Consider the following 18,634-nt stretch of genomic DNA (forward strand, 5'->3'; position numbering starts at 1 on the left):
CAGCAACGGTGTTGCCTTGCAAACGATCAGAACCATCGGCAGCAACACGATTTTCGATCAGGCGGTCAGAACCACCTTCGGCCACACGATTCTGGATCAAACGATCCGAACCACCTTCAGCCACACGGCTTTCAATCAGACGATCCGAGCCACCTTCAGCGACAACTGGCTGAGTAGCGGTAGCGGCAAAAGCGTTAACTGCAAAAACCGAGAAAGCGATGCTGAGGATAGTTTGGCGTTTCATGATCGTGTGCTCCGGGGTGTTGTTGGTGGGTATGGAGCTGATGTTACGCCGCCGGATTTTTAAGAGAACTTCATTGAGTTGATGTTGAACATCGACGGCATTGATTGGGCCAGCGTACGGCCTCTGCTGAGCCTGATGGTGGGGGACTGGCATTGATTACATTGCGTATCAACTGTAATGCGCGACCATGCCGTTATCAGGAATGCCAATCAGCCATAGAGTTCGCCTGACGATTTTGTTCGCGGCGTAGTTAGGGTGCCTCTTATGATTCAAAGCATTTTGAAATCCGCTGGTCTCGCAGCACTTCTGGTCACAAGCGCAGCTATGCAGGCCGTTCACGCTGAGCCATTGCCACTGGATAAGACCGGTGCCTTGCATAATGAAGACGTGGAATGGCGCAGCTTTCCCGCCTTCCCCAAAGAAGTAAAACTGGCCGTCATCGCCGGCGACCCGAGCAAGCCAGCACCCTACGTGGTCCGAGTCAAAGTGCCCAATGGCATCAAATTAATGCCCCATACCCATCCCGAAGATCGCATCTATACCGTCATGTCCGGTGTTTTCTACATTGGCTTCGGTACGGTTTTCGACCCCGACAAACTGGTGGCTTATGGTCCGGGTAGCATCGTGATACTGCCGGCTAATACGCCGCACTTTCACTGGGCCAAGTCAGGAGAGTACATCTCACAAGTTTACGGGACAGGGCCGCTCGGACTTGAATATGTTGATCGCCATGATGATCCGCGTAACGCGTCGAAGTGAGACAGATCTGTCGGTCTTGTTCCGCTAATCCTGTAGGAGCCGGCTTGCTGGCGATCGCGCACGTACAGTCGACAAGATGTCGCTGATGAACCGCGATCGCCAGCAAGCCGGCCCCTACTTCCTCCGAAGATTCGCGACCAGCATCATTCCTCCACGCTAATGCCCGATCCCCCCAATTCTTTCGGGACATCCTTGAGCTTGGGCAACCCATCTTTGACGCGCAGCACCGACTCCTGATAGTGGACATGAACCCCTGGCAAATACTCAAGATCCGGGATGACTGCCGCATACACATCAATAAGCCCCATCCCCGGATGCACGGTGAAGAGGTGCCCGCCGCACGTCTTGCACCACTTGCGGTCACTGCGCGGTGTCTTGTTGTAGGTGCCGATGTTGTCGGCACCCCGTGTCACTTGCACCGCCTCGGGTTTCCACAGCGTGAAGGCATTGACCGGCCCTGCCGACCAATGCCGACATGACTCGCAATGGCAATAGCCCATCGCGGCCGGCTCACCGCTGACGGTGAACTCGACTGCACCGCAAAAACAACTGCCTTTGTAAGACCGTTCAGTGTTCATGGCATGACTCCTTAATCAGTAATCAGGCGGCAGCCTTCACTCGTCCAGGTAGTGCACCGAAGTCGCCGGCGTGCGCCGCACTTGCAGTTCGAAAATGTCCGGCCGCGCGTAATGCCCGGTGACGTCGAGCGCCCGTCGCGCTGGCGCCACGAGTGAGACGTCGATGTCCGCATACAGAATGCCCGCCTCGCGATGCAATGGGCCGGCCACGATCCGGCCTTGCGGATTGACCACCACCGAGTCGCCGTCATTGATCCACTCATCCGGATCGGCAAACAGTTGCGCACGAGACGGGAAGTCATCGGGGATGTCGCTACCGAGCAGCACGCTGCCACTGCCAAGCACCCAGCAGCGCCCTTCGAGAGCAATGTGACGCATCGTGCTGATCCAGCCCTCGCCAGTGTCGTACGTGGGGGCGACGTAGATTTCCACCCCTTGGGCATACAACGCATAGCGCGCCAGCGGCATGTAGTTTTCCCAGCAAATGAGCGCACCCACGCGACCCACCGGTGTATCGACCGCACGCAACCCGGACGCATCACCGAAGCCATGCACCATGCGCTCGGGATTGGTGGGCATCAGCTTGCGGTGGCGGTTGAGCACTTCGCCGTTGGCGCCGATAACGACTACGCTGTTGTAGAGCGTGCCGCCGCCATTGCGCCGGTCGCATTCATTGATGCCGCAGACGATCGTTACCCCATGAGCGCTGGCGGCCTCGCACAATTCGCTCAGGTCGCCGTTGGCGATATCAACGGCGTTGGCCAGCAGCCGCGTGTGCAATTGGCCTATTACAGCGCCGTCCTTTCCCGCCGCCAGTCGCCAGATCCATGACGGGTAACCTGGAATGTACGTTTCGGGTAAAACAATCAGCGAGGCTCCCGCCGCCGCAGCCTCAGCGACCGATTGCACGGCCCGGGCGATTGTCGCGCTGCGATCGAGCAGCACGGGCGGGCGCTGAATAATGGCAATCTTGCTCATGGCGTTCTCCTGGGGCGGTTGGCTGTTGGAGACTTGAGCGTGCGCGTGGCGAAGTCGCGGGGCTAGTTCAGAATCTGAAGCGTTGTAGCGCCGGGAGGGCAGGGGATGGACGAAAGCTACGGCCAGTTCTGCACCGTCGCGCGCGGCGCTGAAGCGCTGTGCGAGCGCTGGACGCCCTTGGTTGTGCGCGAACTGCTGTGCGGCAGCAAACGCTTCAATGAACTGCACCGTGGCGTGCCTCGAATGTCCACCAACCTGCTGGCACAGCGGCTGCGCCATCTGGAAGAAATCGGTGTGGTGCATCGCACGGCCACAGGCAAAGTCTGGGAATACAGCCTGACCGAGGCGGGCGAGGAATTGCGCCCCATCATCATGGCGCTGGGGCATTGGGGCGCGCGCTGGATCGGCAGTCGCCTGCGCGACGACCAACTCGACGCGGGCCTGCTCATGTGGGACGTGCGCCGGTTCGTACACATCGAAACGTTCCCGTCCCGGCCGGTGGTCATCCAGTTCAAATTCCGCGACGCGCGACCGGGCGAGAAAGAGTGGTGGCTAGTCGTTGAAGCGGGCGTGGCAGACCTGTGCCGCGACGACCCCGGGCGTGAACTGACACTGGTGGTCGATTCCAGCGTGCGGGCGTTGACTGAGGTGTGGGCGGGCGACCGCACACCGAAGGAGGTGCTTGAGTCGCGAGAGCTGCGTGTGGATGGTGCGATGAAGGATGCGGAGAACTTGTGGCGCTGGCTTGGCACGAGTGCGTTTGCCGGTACTCGGAGTGCTGCGCGTTAGTATTGGATTGTCGTCGTGAAACGTAAGTGTTCTATGAGTTCTACTGAAACCGCCTATGCAAATCCGGAAAAATATCCTGGGCAAACCAGGCGGGCAGGCCGGGTGTAACGATGCGGGACTTCGGCGTTCGGCTTTCCACCAGGCCGACTTTGATCAGCCGCGACAGCTCATCGATTGCCGGGCGTGGTGTCAGTCCGGTGAAAATCTTTATCTCGTTGCGCGGAAGGCTACCTTGGGTGATCAGTGCGATGATCGCTGGTGCACTTTCTGGGCGAATGCCTTGCTGTAGAAGTTTCTCGTTGAAGCGAAACGCACGGATCACGCGCTCTCGCAGTTGTGAGGGGGCTAGCGCGGCGGTCATGTAATCCACCTGATCGTGACAAACCTGCAGCATGAACTCGATGAATTCGAAGTAGCGTCGCTGAGATAACTGGCCTCGTCCGTCCAAATCACCTTCTCGTGGTCGGTCGGCCATGGTTAGGGCGCTGTAATAACTCTGGTGCCGCCGTGCAAGTCCGCGGGACAGCGACCAAAGTGTTGGCTCCAGCCCCAGCTGCACCAGCTGCAAATGAGTGATCAGCCGAGCAACGCGGCCATTTCCGTCAACAAAGGGGTGAATCCATGCGAGACGATGATGGTACGCGAGCGAAGAAATAAGCTGGCGGCGAGGGTCTGTCTGCCGGCCGAAGCCTGCCTGGAGGTGTCGCAGCATAACGTCAACCGCTGAAGCGTCTGGTGCGTCATGATTGCCGACGACAACGTTCTGTCCTGTGATCGAGCGGAGTACGCCGGGCTGCATTATTGAGCCATCGGACAACGTACGTTCCGCGTCACTGGCTCCGCGAAAAAGCCGGTTATGTGCAGTGCTCACGAGCTCGGGCGCAAACATGGCGCTCCACGCAAAGGGTCCACGCTGGCTCAACGCCCGTTCGAACAACGCTTGCACCGCCATTTGTTCAACCGCCAGGTTTTTAAGCCGCTTGCGATCCTTGACCGGGGCTGCCTGCGCTTTCTGCATATCGGCAGGCTCGGTGTATTGCCCTTCGATCAGGTTGGAGTAGTACGTATTGGTGATCTGCAGAAGGCGGCCGAGACGTGCGGCGGTTTCTGGCGGAAGGCGTCCTGCTAGAAATTGCGTCTTTCTAGGCAACGCGTCGGCAAGGGCGATGATCGATGGGGGCAACGCATCGGGGAGTATCGGATCGAGCCAGGATTTTGCTGTGATCAGGGGCATTGCGGTTTGCACCGTGTGAAAAGGCTTCACATTTTATTTCACATACCTGATCGCTTAACAAGCGCTAATTTATTGGGTTTAACGGCAGTTGTTAGGTGCTATCGGCAAAATAACCTTCACATTTTATTTCATAATATTTTTGTAAGACTTCGGCTATCTGAATATCCAGTCGACCGGACCACAGCGCTCGCACCCAGACCACAATCGCAAACAAAACGGGCGCCTCGCAAGGCGCCCGTTTTTGTTTAGCCTCAAACCGCTACAGCCCACTAAACATCCCGATAATCACCGCATTCACCAGATCAATGAAAAACCCACATACCAGCGGCACGATAAGAAACGCCTGGTGAGCCGCCCCATACTTCTGTGTCACGGTGGTCATATTGACGATCGCTGTCGCAGTGGAACCCAGCGCAATCCCGCCGAAGCCTGAAGCGATCACACTGGCTTCGTAATTACGGCCCATGAAGCGGAACACCACAAAATACGTATAAAGCACAGTCAACAAAATCTGCAGGGTCAACGCGCAAGCAATGAACAGCAACGCGCCGCTGAGTTGCCACAACTGCAACCCCATCAGCGCCATGGTCAGGAACATACCCAGACAAACATCGGAAATCAGCGACAGGCCCTGGCTGGCGCCGCTCCAGGATTTCAGGCGCTGCTCGCCGAGCAGTCCCCGGACGACATGGTGAATGACAATACCGGCGAACAGACAACTGACGAACTTGGGCAGGGTGATCCCTGCGTCGACCAGCAGCAGGTTAAGGCCATAGCCGAGCATCAAGGTCAGATTGAGCCACATCCACGCCCAGAGCACGTCGTAGTAGTCCAGTGGCTTGCTCTGCTGTTGCTCCAGAATGCCGACTTCCAGCGCCCCATCCCGGGACGTTGTGAGTTGATGGCGACGAATCAACCGGTTGGCGATTGGGCCGCCGATCACACACGCGGCGATCAGGCCGACGGTGTTGCTCGCAATCCCCAGTTCATGTGCGTTCTGGATACCCAGCTTTTCCACGAACAGCGGTGCCCAGGCCAGACTAGTGCCTATCCCACCCGTGAGAGAGATGGAACCCACCATCAGGCCGGCCTTCGGATCAAGCCCGAACACCTCGGCCATGCCCATGCCCAACGCGTTTTGCAGGAAGATAAACACAGTGGCGAGCACCAGCAGAATCATCAGCGGCCACCCACCCTTGATCAACTGGCGCATGTCCGATTTCAAACCGATGCCGGCAAAGAAGTACAGCAGCATGGTGTCGCGAACTTGCAGGTCGAACTCGACCTGGATATTCAGGCCGAAGTACAACAGGCTGGTGACCGCCGCACAGACAAAGCCGCCGACCACCGATTCGGGAATGCAGTATTGACGGAGCAAGGTGCTGTGCTGAACCAGCGTCTTGCCCAGAAACAGTAGCAGGATGGCGAGGGTGAAACTCACCAGGCCTTGAACAGCAAAGAGTTGGGGAGTCATCTATAGCCTATTGAAAACCTGAAAAAAATATTATCCAGACGAGATCGCACGTCTTTCGGACTTGGGTCAATAAAAGTGCGGATCGTGGACGAAGCTGGACGCGGCCAAGGCAATACACGCTGCAAACCTTGGATTGGCTATTGTTTTCATGTGAATCCATTCATTGGTGTGGGCTAAGGTAGGGCTGGCGAACATCCGTGTCGTTGCGTATGTGCCGGGTTCAGTCAAGCAGTTGATCCCGGAACGCGCAAACGCGGGGTAGGGGAGCTGCGAGGCTTCTCCCGCGAATGGGCGCCCTGTGTGCATTGTTGAGACTGGCCTGGAGCCTTAAATGAAAGTTGGCGTGATTTCCGATACCCATGGCTTGCTCCGCCCCGAAGCTGTTGCGGCGTTGCAGGGGTGTGAACGGATTGTTCACGCCGGCGATATCGGTAAACCGGACATTCTTGAACAACTGGCGGCGATTGCGCCGCTGTATGTTGTGCGCGGGAACAACGACCTGAAGGCACCGTGGGCGGAGCACATCGCCAATCATCTGAGTTTCGCGCTCGATGGTTGGCAGACGTTGTTGGTGCATGACATTGCCGACGTTCCGGCGGTGCTTGATGAAAGTATCAGGCTGGTGATTACCGGGCATTCCCATAAGCCACTCATCGAGTGGCGCGGGGAGCGGTTATTTCTCAATCCCGGTAGTGCAGGTCCGCGGCGGTTCAAGCTGCCGGTGACGTTGGCGTTGCTTGAGGTGCAGAAGGGGTCGATTGAGTCGCGATTGGTTTCATTGTTCGAATGAGTTGTTTCTCAAGAATTGGCCGTTTCATAACGGGATAAGAGTAATCCTGTGGCTAAGGGCGCCCGCGAGCCCTGCTTGCGAACGCCCCTGTGGACAGGGGTGAGCAATTAAGCCAGTGGTGAGTAATTCACACGCCAAGTATTTTTATCAACAAGGCGCCTATTAGCCCTGTGACTACAGGTGCCAAATACAATTGGTGAATTTGTGAAAAAATACTGTTTGATGGTATTTCAGTTGAGCGCTCAATATCTTCTCGGCTGCGGGCTCCGGCGCCTTTGATGGACTCTTCTATGAGCTGGTTCTCGATTTTTTCACTTATTTTGGCGAGGCGAGAAGAAAGCTTTGCACCGGATGCATAAAGTGCAAAACCAATGAAAATCAGGAGGTAAGTAGCGAGGAAGTATAAGTTTTGCAAATCTGGAAGATTCAAGTGATCCGGGGTCGGGGAGTTCTTCCAAAAAAAATTGAGGTAGGGTGTATTTTGATATATCGCGCCTATGAGTTCCTTGAAGGGGCGCGCAATCGCACTGCCTAGCTGTGTTCCGTCATCGAGGCGGAAATAAATCATTTTCAGGAAAGATATTCCGCAAGAGATAATTGCCGGGATAATTATTGTGGCGCCTAGTACTCGCTTCCTTATCGATTTGTTTTTTGCGTCCTTGAAATTCACTCTAATACTCCATTTAAACAACTAACGATTAATCTAATGGGTAGGTAAAAACACTTGTTTTTGCTGTCCAGCGAACGAGTCTGTCCAATCATCTCCTTCGAGGGAAGGCCTTCGCTGGATTTACCCATAGCAGCCCGTGATAACCGACTATAAGCTGCCTTGAGTCGGAGCGGTAGGTGAGCCATTCCGAGCTTCATGTAGGAACTTTAGCGACGAAATCTCAGACCTTTCATGCCCCGCGCTGGGCATCTAAACACAACCTCGACGGAAAGGGAGCTGAGCAAAAAGCGGTCCCCTTGGCTGTGCTTACGGGATGGTCACAGCTCGCAAACGTAGAAATGCGAATTGGCGACCCCTGATGAAGCCGCCATGTTCGCCTGTCTGGTCAGTTACCCGCTGGCATCGGCAGGTTGATGCCTTCTTTTTTCAGGGTGTCACGCACGTACTGGAATTTCTGGTATTGCGACAGCTCGATCGGCCCGTCATAGCCCATGCTTTGCAGTTTGCGTGGTGGGTAATCGACGTAGGTTTTCATCAACGTGATGATCGCACCTGTGATCGGCACCATCGTCCAGGTGCGTTCGGTGAAGTTGTTCATGAACAGGTCATAACGCTCTTGCGGGTCCTGCCACAAGTCAAAGACCTGCGGCACGGTGGCCACATATTTTTCTGCGCCTTTCCATCCCAGGTTAGTGTCCACCGCCAAGCCACCGGTTTGCGCGCCGTCATCGCCGCGCAGGTTGAACACGGCCTTATAGTTGCCGACACGGGCCGCACCGGGCGACAGTTCGTTCTCGGTAAAGTAGAACCACTCTTTGCGCGGAGAAGGGCCACTGCCGGTGAGCACAGGTGTCATGTCGTAACTGTCGAAGATGATGGGCTGACCTTCACGATCTTTTTCCGGCAACTTCACGCCAGCAACGGCGGCGAAGGTTGCCATCAAATCCAGGCCACCGAGCATCTCGTGGTTTTTTGTGTCCGGCTTGATTTTGTCGGGCCAGACGGCAATGGCTGGCACCCGGTTGCCGCCTTCACGCACCGTACCCTTGGTTCCGCGGAACGGGGTGTAGCCTGCGTCCGGATAAACATCCTGCCAGGCCCCGTTGTCAGTGGTGTAAACCACCAAGGTGTTCTTATCCAGGCCGAGCGCTTTGAGCTTGGCCATGATGCGGCCGATGTGGGTATCGAGTTCGACGATGGAGTCGGCGTACTTGGACTTGGACATGGATTTGTGAATGAACTCCGGTGACGGCATGTTGGGTTGGTGCACTTTCATGAAGTTGACGTTGATGAAAAACGGCTTGTCCGATTTGGCCGCCGTGTCGAGAAACTCCAGCGCGGCTTTTTCGACGTAGTTATCAAAGAATGGAATGCCGACCACGCCGGGTTTTCCGTCTACGACAGGCGTGTCCACGTACTGGCCGTTGACCTTGAATTCTTCGATCGGTTTTTCACCCGCCTTGCCGGACAATGCGCCCTTGGTGACCCTTTGGAACATCTCGCGGGTCTCCGGATCCATGTCCGGGAACCAGGTCGGGTCCGCGTAGGTGTAGGCATTGAGGTGGTAGAGGCCGACGTATTTCATCACGTCATAACCTTGTGCATTGGGCAACGCATAGTCGGCTTCGCCCAAGTGCCATTTGCCGGTGAAGTAGGTGTCATAGCCGCCGGTTTTCAGCACCGATGCCAGTGTCCACTCGGCGGCTGGCAAGCCGCCGCCCTGACCCTGGAAGGCCACGGTCGTCATGCCACTGCGATTGGGGATACGTCCGGTCTGCATGGCCGCCCGACCCGGTGTGCAACTGGGTTGGGCATAAAAAGAGTAAAAAGTGACCCCTTCTGCCGCCAGTTGATCAATGCTGGGCGTCGGCATGCCTCGACCGACTCCACCACCATAAGGGCCCAAGTCGCCATAGCCGGTATCGTCGGAGACGATAAACAGAATATTGGTCTTTTCTGTCTGGGCCGCTTGGGCAAGTCCGGTGAAAGACAAAAACGCAACAAACGCTATTGATAGTTTGAAACGATCCGATAGCTGTTCCATACCAGAATTCCTCGCTGTTTCAGGGTATTGGCAACCGGGTGATGAGTGCACATCAATATTGCCCCTGGTGCATTGACCACCGAGTAATCAGCCTAGGTACTGCGTACAGAATCATTTCCCCCCTGATACATGACCGTGCACGGATTAAGGCGCAGGAAGGAGTCTAGTGCCGTTTTGGAAAATAGTCGGGGCGATTGCAGTACTTTGCTGGTGTATGTAACGCCAGGATTACAACTGGATAAATACAATCGCCGCCTATATCACCACGCTCTTACGATGAGTGTTTCATCGGGTGGCGTGCGCAACATCGCCGCAGAAAATATCGGCGCTGCCATCCTCGGGTGAAGTACGCACAACCACGGCGTACTTGCCGGAAAGAAGCTCTGACAGGGCTATCGGCGCGCTTCGGTAAAATGTCCAGCCACCGGTACCTGCATTGGGTTCCGTGTTGACCTTAGTGTTCATTGCGTACGCGACGGGCCCGGGCTGCTGGCAACTGCCCTTGTTGATAAAAGTGTAGAGGCGCGGCGGCAGGATGGTCCCGTTTGGAACGCCGGTAACGTAGAAGTCAAAATTGGTTTGATTGCCCTCGCCAGTCAATGTGGTCGTGGCGGTGTGACCAGGGTTTTTATGGGTCGCCGCCAAAGGAAGATTCATTGATTGGTGCGATGAGCTGGAGCAGCCGAACAGACTTGCGGTGATCAATAGTGCCGATACGGGGCGACAGAGTTTCATTGCCAACCTCCAATAATGGAAGAAGTGCGGTGGGGGGACTAATGGGTATAGCTCAATAATGTGGCGCCGGATTCAAGAACGGGCGCTTTTAGTGCCCGTTGTCAAAACGGTTTGAATGGCGGCAGGACAGGGGCAGCGTGTTCAGGGCGCTGCCCACCGCCTAATCTTCAGGCTGCTTGACGATCAGTACTTGATGTCCCTGGCCTGGCGACGGGTGTCTTGTTTGGTACTGCGCTTGTCCTGACGACACTCGACATTGCTTTTGTCACTGCCCTGTCGGCAGTCCTGCTTGGTTTGCCGGGCAGTGGAGCGGCCTTCCTGCCTGGTATCGCGAGCTTCACGCCGTTGTTCACCCTGCTCGGTCGCGTAGACGGGTGGCGTCACCCACTGCACGCCAGCGGCGAGGACCAGCATGGCCAGAGCCTTGAAGCAGTACTTGCGATTCATGAGTGTTCTCCATTTATTGATCGATCAGGGCGCTCAACGAAGAGTTCAGTGAAAACGTATGTCTACATCGTAGGCTCACGGCTAAAAAACGATATGTGAAACAGATAAATGGGACAGGATTATTAGATCGACGGACACAAGAATCGGGCGCTTTGAGCGCCCGTTTTCATTTACTCCGTAGCTTTGGCCCGCAATCGCCGCCCAATCACATCCATCAAGTCGCAGCCATCGCGTAATGGAATGGCGAGCAGTTGGGAGAAGTCCGTCAACACCACCGTGTCGCAACCCAGCTCGGCGCGGAACGCGATGTTTTCCAGAACTTGAGTGACCGTGCGGATGCGGTGGTCGGCCATGGCTTGCAGGACTTCGAGTGGGGCTTGGGTGTCGATGAGCAGAGAGGCCGGGATCAGGTCGATTCCGGTGAGGGGCATGTATCTTTCCATAGGTGAAACTCCGATCAAGGCAAAGGATGACTGTCCCCCAGTCGTCGCCAAACGATTGGGTGACAGCTGTACGCAGGTTGGCGAACCGGGATCGGAATCCGGCAGACCCGAAGGTCTCCCGCGCACAGCTGCCATAAAGACAGCTTTGCGGGCATGCAAAAGCGGCTGCATTAAAGCACAGCGCATTGCATTCCAATCGATCAGGTCGCCAAACCCGAATCGCCATTTGGGCGACGGCACTGACTATAAGCTGCATGGCAGCCGCTCGGTAGGTGAGGGTTTCCGAGCTTTTTGTAGGACCCGTGCCGATGAAATCTCGGACCTTTCACTTCGCATCGCCGGGAAATTAAACACAGCGCTGAAATGTTCATTGCCCTCGCTCCCCATGGTCCTCTCCAATTTCCTTCAATCCATGTCCGGCACCGTCAACAGCATCTAGATAGGCCGGATGCTCAGGGATTAAGGGGGGCGTTTATGCTCTCTAGGCTAAACAGACGGGCGCCTTGAGCGCCCGTTTTCATTTACTGCGCAGCTTTGGCCCGCAATCGTCGCCCAATCACATCCATCAAGTCACAGCCATCGCGTAATGGAATGGCGAGCAGTTGGGAGAAGTCCGTCAACACCACCGTGTCGCAACCCAGCTCGGCGCGGAACGCGATGTTTTCCAGAACTTGAGTGAGCGTGCGGATGCGGTGGTCGGCCATGGCTTGCAGGACTTCGAGTGGGGCTTCGGTATCAATGAGCAGGGAGGGTGGAATCAGGTCGATTCCGGTGAGGGGCATGTATCGATTATTCATTGTGAAGATCTCTATTTGATTGGCTTAAAGCCGTCACTCAATCGTCGCCAAACGATCGGGTGGCAGCTGTGCGCAGGTTGGCGAACCGGCAACAGAGAAAACCGGCAGACCCCGAAGGTCTCCCGCGCACAGCCGCCATAACAGCGGCTTTGCGGGTGCGATGATACCTGCAATGAAGCGGATAGCTCTCGCATTCTCTGTGGTCAGGTCGCCAAACCCGAATCGCCATTTGGGCGACGGCACTGACTATAAGCTGCATGGCAGCCGATCGGTAGGTGAGGGTTTCCGAGCTTTTTGTAGGACCCGTGCCGATGAAATCTCGGACCTTTCACTTCGCATCGCCGGGAAATTAAACACAGCGCTGAAATGTTCATTGCCCCTTGTCCTCAACTCACCGAAGCTATCCTCATATCAGCCCTAACGCCGTCGAGATGGACCTCCACCCCATGCAAACCCCCACTGCCACCCAACGCCCCCTCTGGAAAATTTACCTGCTTTTCCTCGCGCCCATGGTCCTGTCTAACTTCCTTCAATCCATGTCCGGCACCGTCAACAGCATCTACATCGGCCAGATGCTCGGCACCCAAGCGTTGGCGGCCGTGTCCGGTATGTTCCCCATCGTGTTCTTTTTCATCGCCCTGGTGATTGGCCTCGGCGCAGGGGCGGGTGTGTTGATCGGGCAGGCGTGGGGGGCGCGGGAGACGCATTTGGTGAAGGCGATTGCCGGGTCGACGTTGTTGCTGGGGTTGTTGACCGGGTTGGTGGCGGCGGTGGTGGGGAGTGTGTTTGCGCGGTCGTCGCTGGTGGGGTTGGGGACGCCGGTGGATGTGCTGGACGATGCGGTGGCGTATGCGCATGTGATGTTGTGGTTCATGCCGACGCTGTTGGTGTTTGTGTTGTTCACGCAGTTGTTGCGCGGGGTGAGCGATACGTTGTCGCCGTTGTTGGCGCTGGTGGTGTCGACCGCTATTGGCCTGGCGCTGACGCCGGCGTTGATTCGCGGGTGGCTGGGGTTGCCGCCGATGGGGATTCAGAGCGCGGCGTTTGCCGGGTTGGGGGGCAACCTGGCGGCGATGGGTTGGCTGGCTTGGCGGTTGATTCGCAAGGGGCATCCGTTGGCGCCGGACCGCGAGTTTTTCGCGGCGATGAAGCTCGACGGGGCGATCCTCGGCAAGGTGCTGCGCATCGGTTTGCCCACCGGGTTGCAGATGGTGGTGTTGTCGCTGTCGGAGCTGGTGATTCTGGCGCTGGTGAACCAGCATGGGTCCCAGGCGACGGCGGCGTATGGCGCGGTGACGCAGATTGTGAATTACGTGCAGTTCCCGGCGCTGTCGATTGCGATCACGGCGTCGATCCTCGGCGCGCAGGCGATTGGGGCAGGGCGCATCGAGCGGATCTGGCCGATTTTGAAGACCGGGCTGATGATCAATGTGTGCCTGACGGGCGGCTTGATCGTGCTTGGGTACTTGTTGTCAAGCTGGTTGCTGGCGTCGTTCCTTACCGAAGAGTCGACGTTGAACATGGCCGAGCACTTGTTGCACATCATGCTTTGGAGCCTGTTGGTGTTTGGCTTTCAGGCGATCATCGGCGGCATCATGCGCGCCAGCGGCACGGTGATGGTGCCGGTGGCGATATCGATTGTGTGCGTGGTGGGCCTGCAGTTACCGGTGGCGTATTTGCTGGATGCGCGGTTTGGGTTGCAAGGGGTGTGGATGGCGTTTCCGGTGGCGTATCTGGGGATGCTGGCGTTGCAGACGCTGTATTACAAACTGGTGTGGCAGCATCAGAAGATTGAGCGGTTGGTGTGAGCCGGGCCGGTTTGCCTTGTGAGGGAAGAGACAATTCAGCACGGCGAACGGCTGAATCGTCTTCCTAGCCATCAACGTAGCCGTTAGCGGAGACGATTGGGGGGCTGCCACCAGTCCATCAGATCTTTGAACTTGTCTAGCTCCATTTCGCAACGCACCACAGTTCCATCGATGAAAAATTCCTCGCCTTGCCAGGTTGAGAGCGCATCCTTATCCATTTCTTTGAGCGTGCGGTTCAACTGGTCCAGTTGTTCGCTGAAGCGGGGGATCAAGGCGTAGAAGGTTTCTAGTTCTCCTCTGGCAAGCGCCATGATCACGTTTCTGGAAACACCGGACCGAAAAACTAATGGCTTCTCGTCAAACCTATTCGGAAACAGGTCTTCGTTTCTGGCAATGCGGTAATAAACGATACCTGACGCTTCGAACAGATCTCTGGGGAATGTTCTTTCAGGATTTGCCCAAATGCTCGCAACGTCGCCAGTAAAACCCAGTGCAACAATGACCTTCTCATAGTAACTACGTAGAAACTGCAGCGTTTCGAACGGTTGTCCGTTGTCAGGGTATTCCGGGTCTACGTAACAAATCCGGGTCGGTAGTGCGGAGTAGTTGTTGCGGAAGGATACGAGCGTGGTGTACGACTTTTGCGGGGCGGGCAAACTATGAGCGATCAAATGATCCGCTCCGAGTTCACATTGCGAGATACCCTTCTTTAGTTCGGTCTTCACCGACGAACTTTCCAGATTGCCTTTGGATTCTATTAGCCAATAGCCCTGACCGTTTTCGCAGCCCACGAAATCGGGCTTTGATGAATTGGCTTTGAGGCGTGGAACCTTCATCTCGTCGCAGAAATGATCATAATCAACCAGGGCCGGTACTTTTAGTACATCCTGGGCGAACAGAAAATTCAGGCCCTGAGCGTATTCACCTTCCTTCGTCGTCTTGGAAAAATCCCGCAGCCCGGTTCGATCAAAGTAACCGGCCTTGAGCCTTAAATTGCCCTGGGTATAAGGTGCCGATGCAGTCATATGACGTTGCAACGCTGACATATGCTCCAGCGTGACCCATATCAATGGCCCACGCCTGAGTGGCTGGCTATGTTGTGTTTTAGTGATAGCAGTCGCCAGCCGAACTGCGCTGACCCTTAGCCCTCTCGGCTGATTGACGGTTGGCTGAATTGGCGTTCGTGTCGCAGCTGTTACATCAGCAAGAGCGTACTCATGGGTATCCAGAAAACAATTCAAAAACGGCATCGATCCAAAGTCCTTTTAATAGAGGTGACCACTGAATTCATTGCCCCAGGGCAACATAGCGCAAATCACTTCAAGTACCCGTCAACCGCACATACTCCGCATCCAGATAGGCATCCACCGCTTCTACATCCAGCGATCCCGCCATGTAGCACGCTTTGACTTCCTTGATCGCCAGTGTTCCGAACCGGGCCCAGGCCACCAAATTGCTGCGCAGCATGAAGGCGACGATGTTGCCGCCCGAGCGCAGCGCGGCATCGGTGGTATCGACCAGGCACAGGGTGCCGTGGCCGATCAGCAGCATGCGGCGCAATTCCGGATTGCTGGCGGAGGGGATGCAGTCGCGCCAGTCCTGCTCGTGATAGAAGCGCCGCTTGATGACCCACATCATGCGGGTCAGTAGTTCGGTGATGAGGACCGGGATCGCCATGGCCAGGCCATGGCGCATGTCGTAGCCCGATTCGAATACTTTCACGGCAATGGTCGAGAACGTCTGGCGATGCTGGCCGAAAGAACCGACGTTGATAAATTGCAGCAGGGAATAAAAGGGCATCGGAATGCCGGAACCGCGCCCGGCGTCGACTTTGCCGCGACCGCCTGATGAGCCGGCCATGTCGGAAAACAGGTGGCCCAGCCAGTTCATGAAACCGGCGAATACCTTGGCGACGACGTTGCTGCCACTGAGTTCGAAGGTCTCGGTGTTGACGCTGATCAACTTGCCCTTGTCGACGAAGTGCGCGGTGTTGCTGAACTGGTCGAGGATGGAAAAGAACAGACCTACCAGATCCGGCGAGTGTCCGAGGCTTTTGACATGATGGTTGCTGGCTGACATGTTCTTCACTGCACCGCCCGTGGCGTGGGTGGTGTTGTGGTCATAGTTGATCTTGAATTTGCGCTCCAGGAAACCGATAGCGCTGGCGGTTTCTTTGCCGGCGTTGTTCGGACCTTTCCAGCCGTTCAGCTTGGCAAATCCCTGCACCGCGTTATCGGTCTGGGTGTCGGCCCACTTGCCCAATGCCCCTTTCCCGGGTACGCCGACGAACAGCACATCCACCAGCCCACCGATCAGGCCGCAGGTGCCGGCAATCATGTAGTCGTATTTGTCGCAGGCCGCTGCCTTGAGTGAAAACTCGTCCTTGATGCGTTTTTCCAGTGCAATGCGCTGGCTGTCGGTCATCAAGTCGCGGAACGGGTCCTGGGCGAAGCGGAGGTCGTGCCGCTCGGCGTAGTTTTCCAACTGCGCCAGGTAGGCCGGCCAGTCAGCGTCTGCCTCCATGTCGATAGCGTCGAGCAGCGCCAGAGGTTGCAGCGTTGGCTGGTAGCCCGAAGGCTGCTCCAGCACGTAGTCCTCGAAGATCATCACGTCTTGGTCTTCGACGACAAACACGATGTCCTGCTCATCGACCATGCTCTGCGCCTGGGCCAGCAGGCTGTCGAGCAGCGCATCGTTGCTGCGTTGGTCCTGACTCATGCTGTTGAGAGCGCTGAGCATGTTATCCATATGAGCATTGGTTTTTTCGAGTTGGTGCTGCTGGACCAACATGGCTTGCGCCTGATCTTCGAGAAAGCGCTTCTGTGTCATGAGAACAGGCCGCTCAGCTTCTCGCGCGCCTTGCCGGCCACATCCGCCGCCGTCCCCATGAGGACGTCACTCACATTGAAGTAACCAATGGCCTCGAAGGCTCGGGCCAGGCTTTCCAGTTCCTTGCTGTTTTTATCCCGCTTGATCGTGAGTTTGGTCAGCGTTTGTTCTTCATTTTCCTTGCTGGTAATGACAACCGAGCTTTCCTCATAGAAACCGAGGATGAAGTCATAAAGTTCGGCTTTGGTTGGTTCGCGGGTCAGGGACTTGAGCTTGGTCTCATCCAGATACTGAGCGCATCGCAATTTGGTCGCGCTGGCCTGGGCGGAGTTGGATTTGTTGGTCAGTACCGAGCCAGCGCCGGTCATCTGTGTCATCAGGCCCAGCAGCTGCTTGATTTTTGCGTCCTGGGCGCCATGGGCAAGGATGTATTCATTGAGTTTGCCGGTGATGAAGTTGATGTCCTTCATCACCAAGGAAATAGTCATTTGGGTTTGCTTGATCACTTCGTTGAGCATCAGTTCGCGACGCTTGGAGCGGGTCAGCTCATTGGCACCCGTCAGCTTGCGCACGCCGGCATAGGTACCAACGCCAATCAATACCGCGACGCCGATGCCGGTCATCATCCCCGACATCCCGAGCAAGCCACCCATGCCGAGGCTGGCGAGGCCGGAGGTCAGCCCGGCAGCCGACATACCCACGACCGAACCCGACAGATACACCGCCGCCAACGGCGTGCCCACCGCTGCCGCCTTGGCAGAGAGAATTTTGAGGGCCGAGACGAGCTGGTCATCGGTCATATCATCGCGGAGCATGTCGTGGTCGTTCTTGATCGCCAGCACGGCGAGTTCGATTTCTTCGTCGGTGACTTTCAACAGACCACGGTTCTTTTGCAGAAACGCGAATGCGCCGATATCACGGTTACCGGTGCTGAAGAAGAGGTTAATCAGATCTTTGGCCAGGGAAATGTGCAGCGCCTTGATTTGCCCGGCGGGGCTTTCACTGTCGATTTGTGCCAGCAAGGTTTCCAGAGGAATTTGTACGGCGCTGGAGGCCATGTACGCCCGCAGGGTAAAACGGGTTTCGGCACTCAGGTCGAGGCGGGTCATCAATTGCAGGATCTCGGCGAATTCCTTGTCGTCGATCACGTCGTCGTTGTCGTAAGCCATGTTGATGACTGCCTGAACATAAGCCACTTTCAGCGGCTCGCTCAGCTCATCAATGGAAACGAGTTGGCGTTCTTCCTTGTATTCGCTGAAGTCCTGGACACAGGCTTGCAGCGTTTCAGCCAGTTTGCGGTAGTTGCAGTTGACCAGGCCGGTAACGGAAAGGTGGGTGCCGTTCTGGCGGCGAATCAGTAGCGATACTTCGATCTTGTCACTTTTGCTGCCGGTCACTGTTTCAACGTATTCAGCCGATGCGATGGACGCATAGGGAACACTGACTGGATCAGCAAAGGAGGCGCGGTAAATGATCTGCTCACCCGTGAACAGAATGCCATCCTTGCCGCTTCCGAGCAGGGTGTTGTCCAGTAAGGCGATTACGTTGGAAGGGTTGCCGCTGAATGCGAATGACTTGACCGCATTGTTCAGTTTTTTTTCGTCGATCTGCGGTGCGATTGACATCTTGTTTGAGACAGTGCCGAGGTTCTCGCGCAGAAAAACGTTAATGTTGGTCATGGAACATCCTTGTTGAAGAATAAGGTTGGGTGGCGTTGTGCTATTAGTCAAATCTAACAATATGCGCGGTTTAGGTACAGCCCTGCACTGAGGGTTATTTATCGCTCAATCTTCGACAAGCTAGCGTGGTAGCAACAGGCGTTTTGAGGATCGGTGTATGTGGCTTTTCGATTGATCTAGGGGGTGTTTGGGCGTGCGCCAAGATCGCAGCCTGCGGCCGTTCCTACAGGCGTGCGCCGACAACCCGAATGTCGAGGTTTTCAACCCGGACCTGTGGACTGACTAGTTCAATTTCCTGAACCGGCCGGGGCAGGCGGATATTCAGAGCGATCTGTT

Annotated in this window: 18 protein-coding genes; 4 read left to right on the plus strand and 14 right to left on the minus strand. The window is 56.2% G+C overall.

Going from position 1 to position 18,634, the window contains the following annotated elements:
• Positions 1–244, minus strand: a 244-nt coding sequence (locus NL64_RS24360; RefSeq protein WP_034150630.1) for a hypothetical protein, incomplete at its 3' end; no start/stop codon positions are given.
• A 264-nt stretch (positions 245–508) separates the two neighbouring features.
• On the opposite strand from NL64_RS24360, the gene NL64_RS24365 reads away from it, so the two are divergent.
• A complete protein-coding gene (locus NL64_RS24365; protein WP_034150631.1) occupies positions 509–1,003 on the plus strand; it encodes a cupin domain-containing protein in 495 nt (164 codons plus the stop codon).
• A 143-nt stretch (positions 1,004–1,146) separates the two neighbouring features.
• Here the strand turns inward: NL64_RS24365 and NL64_RS24370 are convergent, their stop codons facing one another.
• Together NL64_RS24370 and NL64_RS24375 are read right to left on the minus strand one after the other, a co-directional pair.
• Positions 1,147–1,581 (minus strand): GFA family protein, encoded by a 435-nt coding sequence (locus tag NL64_RS24370; protein WP_034150632.1) that lies wholly within the window; start codon positions 1,579–1,581, stop codon positions 1,147–1,149.
• Positions 1,582–1,617: 36 nt separating this feature from the next.
• Positions 1,618–2,559: a carbon-nitrogen hydrolase family protein gene (locus NL64_RS24375; RefSeq protein WP_034150633.1), complete on the minus strand. Its 942-nt coding sequence runs from the start codon at positions 2,557–2,559 to the stop codon at positions 1,618–1,620.
• Positions 2,560–2,664: 105 nt separating this feature from the next.
• Between NL64_RS24375 and NL64_RS24380 the strand changes: the two genes are divergently transcribed.
• Positions 2,665–3,348, plus strand: a complete 684-nt coding sequence (locus tag NL64_RS24380) for a winged helix-turn-helix transcriptional regulator (RefSeq protein ID WP_034150634.1) — start codon at positions 2,665–2,667, stop codon at positions 3,346–3,348.
• Between the two features lie 40 nt (positions 3,349–3,388).
• Here NL64_RS24380 and NL64_RS24385 read toward each other — a convergent pair whose 3' ends face one another.
• Both NL64_RS24385 and gltS read right to left on the minus strand, forming a co-directional pair.
• Entirely contained in the window at positions 3,389–4,582 is a 1,194-nt protein-coding gene (locus NL64_RS24385) for a Fic family protein (protein WP_080758116.1), read from the minus strand.
• A gap of 259 nt (positions 4,583–4,841) precedes the next feature.
• On the minus strand, positions 4,842–6,056 hold the full coding sequence (gltS, locus tag NL64_RS24390; RefSeq protein WP_034150635.1) for a sodium/glutamate symporter: 1,215 nt from the start codon (positions 6,054–6,056) through the stop codon (positions 4,842–4,844).
• Between the two features lie 331 nt (positions 6,057–6,387).
• On the opposite strand from gltS, the gene NL64_RS24395 reads away from it, so the two are divergent.
• Positions 6,388–6,846, plus strand: a complete 459-nt coding sequence (locus tag NL64_RS24395; protein WP_034150636.1) for a metallophosphoesterase family protein — start codon at positions 6,388–6,390, stop codon at positions 6,844–6,846.
• A gap of 127 nt (positions 6,847–6,973) precedes the next feature.
• Here NL64_RS24395 and NL64_RS24400 read toward each other — a convergent pair whose 3' ends face one another.
• From NL64_RS24400 to NL64_RS24425, 6 genes are all read right to left on the minus strand, one after another.
• Entirely contained in the window at positions 6,974–7,516 is a 543-nt protein-coding gene (locus NL64_RS24400; protein ID WP_034150637.1) for a YniB family protein, read from the minus strand.
• 385 nt (positions 7,517–7,901) lie between these two features.
• On the minus strand, positions 7,902–9,560 hold the full coding sequence (locus NL64_RS24405; RefSeq protein WP_034150638.1) for an arylsulfatase: 1,659 nt from the start codon (positions 9,558–9,560) through the stop codon (positions 7,902–7,904).
• 285 nt (positions 9,561–9,845) lie between these two features.
• On the minus strand, positions 9,846–10,295 hold the full coding sequence (locus NL64_RS24410) for a hypothetical protein (RefSeq protein ID WP_034150639.1): 450 nt from the start codon (positions 10,293–10,295) through the stop codon (positions 9,846–9,848).
• A 183-nt stretch (positions 10,296–10,478) separates the two neighbouring features.
• Positions 10,479–10,742 carry a hypothetical protein gene (locus tag NL64_RS24415; RefSeq protein WP_034150640.1) on the minus strand — a complete coding sequence of 88 codons (264 nt, stop codon included), beginning with the start codon at positions 10,740–10,742 and terminating at the stop codon, positions 10,479–10,481.
• Positions 10,743–10,912: 170 nt separating this feature from the next.
• On the minus strand, positions 10,913–11,185 hold the full coding sequence (locus NL64_RS24420) for a hypothetical protein (protein ID WP_034150641.1): 273 nt from the start codon (positions 11,183–11,185) through the stop codon (positions 10,913–10,915).
• A 521-nt stretch (positions 11,186–11,706) separates the two neighbouring features.
• Complete coding sequence (locus NL64_RS24425) at positions 11,707–11,967, minus strand: hypothetical protein (protein ID WP_034150642.1); 261 nt, start codon at positions 11,965–11,967, stop codon at positions 11,707–11,709.
• Positions 11,968–12,428: 461 nt separating this feature from the next.
• Here NL64_RS24425 and NL64_RS24430 point away from each other — a divergent pair, with 461 nt between their 5' ends.
• Positions 12,429–13,790, plus strand: a complete 1,362-nt coding sequence (locus NL64_RS24430; RefSeq protein ID WP_034150643.1) for an MATE family efflux transporter — start codon at positions 12,429–12,431, stop codon at positions 13,788–13,790.
• A gap of 83 nt (positions 13,791–13,873) precedes the next feature.
• Here NL64_RS24430 and NL64_RS24435 read toward each other — a convergent pair whose 3' ends face one another.
• The 3 genes from NL64_RS24435 to NL64_RS24445 all read right to left on the minus strand — a co-directional run bounded on the left by NL64_RS24435 (position 13,874) and on the right by NL64_RS24445 (position 18,298).
• On the minus strand, positions 13,874–15,040 hold the full coding sequence (locus NL64_RS24435; RefSeq protein WP_155292784.1) for a hypothetical protein: 1,167 nt from the start codon (positions 15,038–15,040) through the stop codon (positions 13,874–13,876).
• A gap of 70 nt (positions 15,041–15,110) precedes the next feature.
• On the minus strand, positions 15,111–16,619 hold the full coding sequence (locus NL64_RS24440; protein WP_034150645.1) for a hypothetical protein: 1,509 nt from the start codon (positions 16,617–16,619) through the stop codon (positions 15,111–15,113).
• On the minus strand, positions 16,616–18,298 hold the full coding sequence (locus tag NL64_RS24445; RefSeq protein WP_034150646.1) for a hypothetical protein: 1,683 nt from the start codon (positions 18,296–18,298) through the stop codon (positions 16,616–16,618). The genes NL64_RS24440 and NL64_RS24445 overlap by 4 nt, the downstream gene beginning before the upstream one ends.
• Positions 18,299–18,634 lie beyond the last annotated feature (336 nt).

Origin of the sequence: Pseudomonas fluorescens (genome assembly GCF_000802965.1) — a bacterium.
GTDB classification, from domain to species: domain Bacteria; phylum Pseudomonadota; class Gammaproteobacteria; order Pseudomonadales; family Pseudomonadaceae; genus Aquipseudomonas; species Aquipseudomonas fluorescens_A.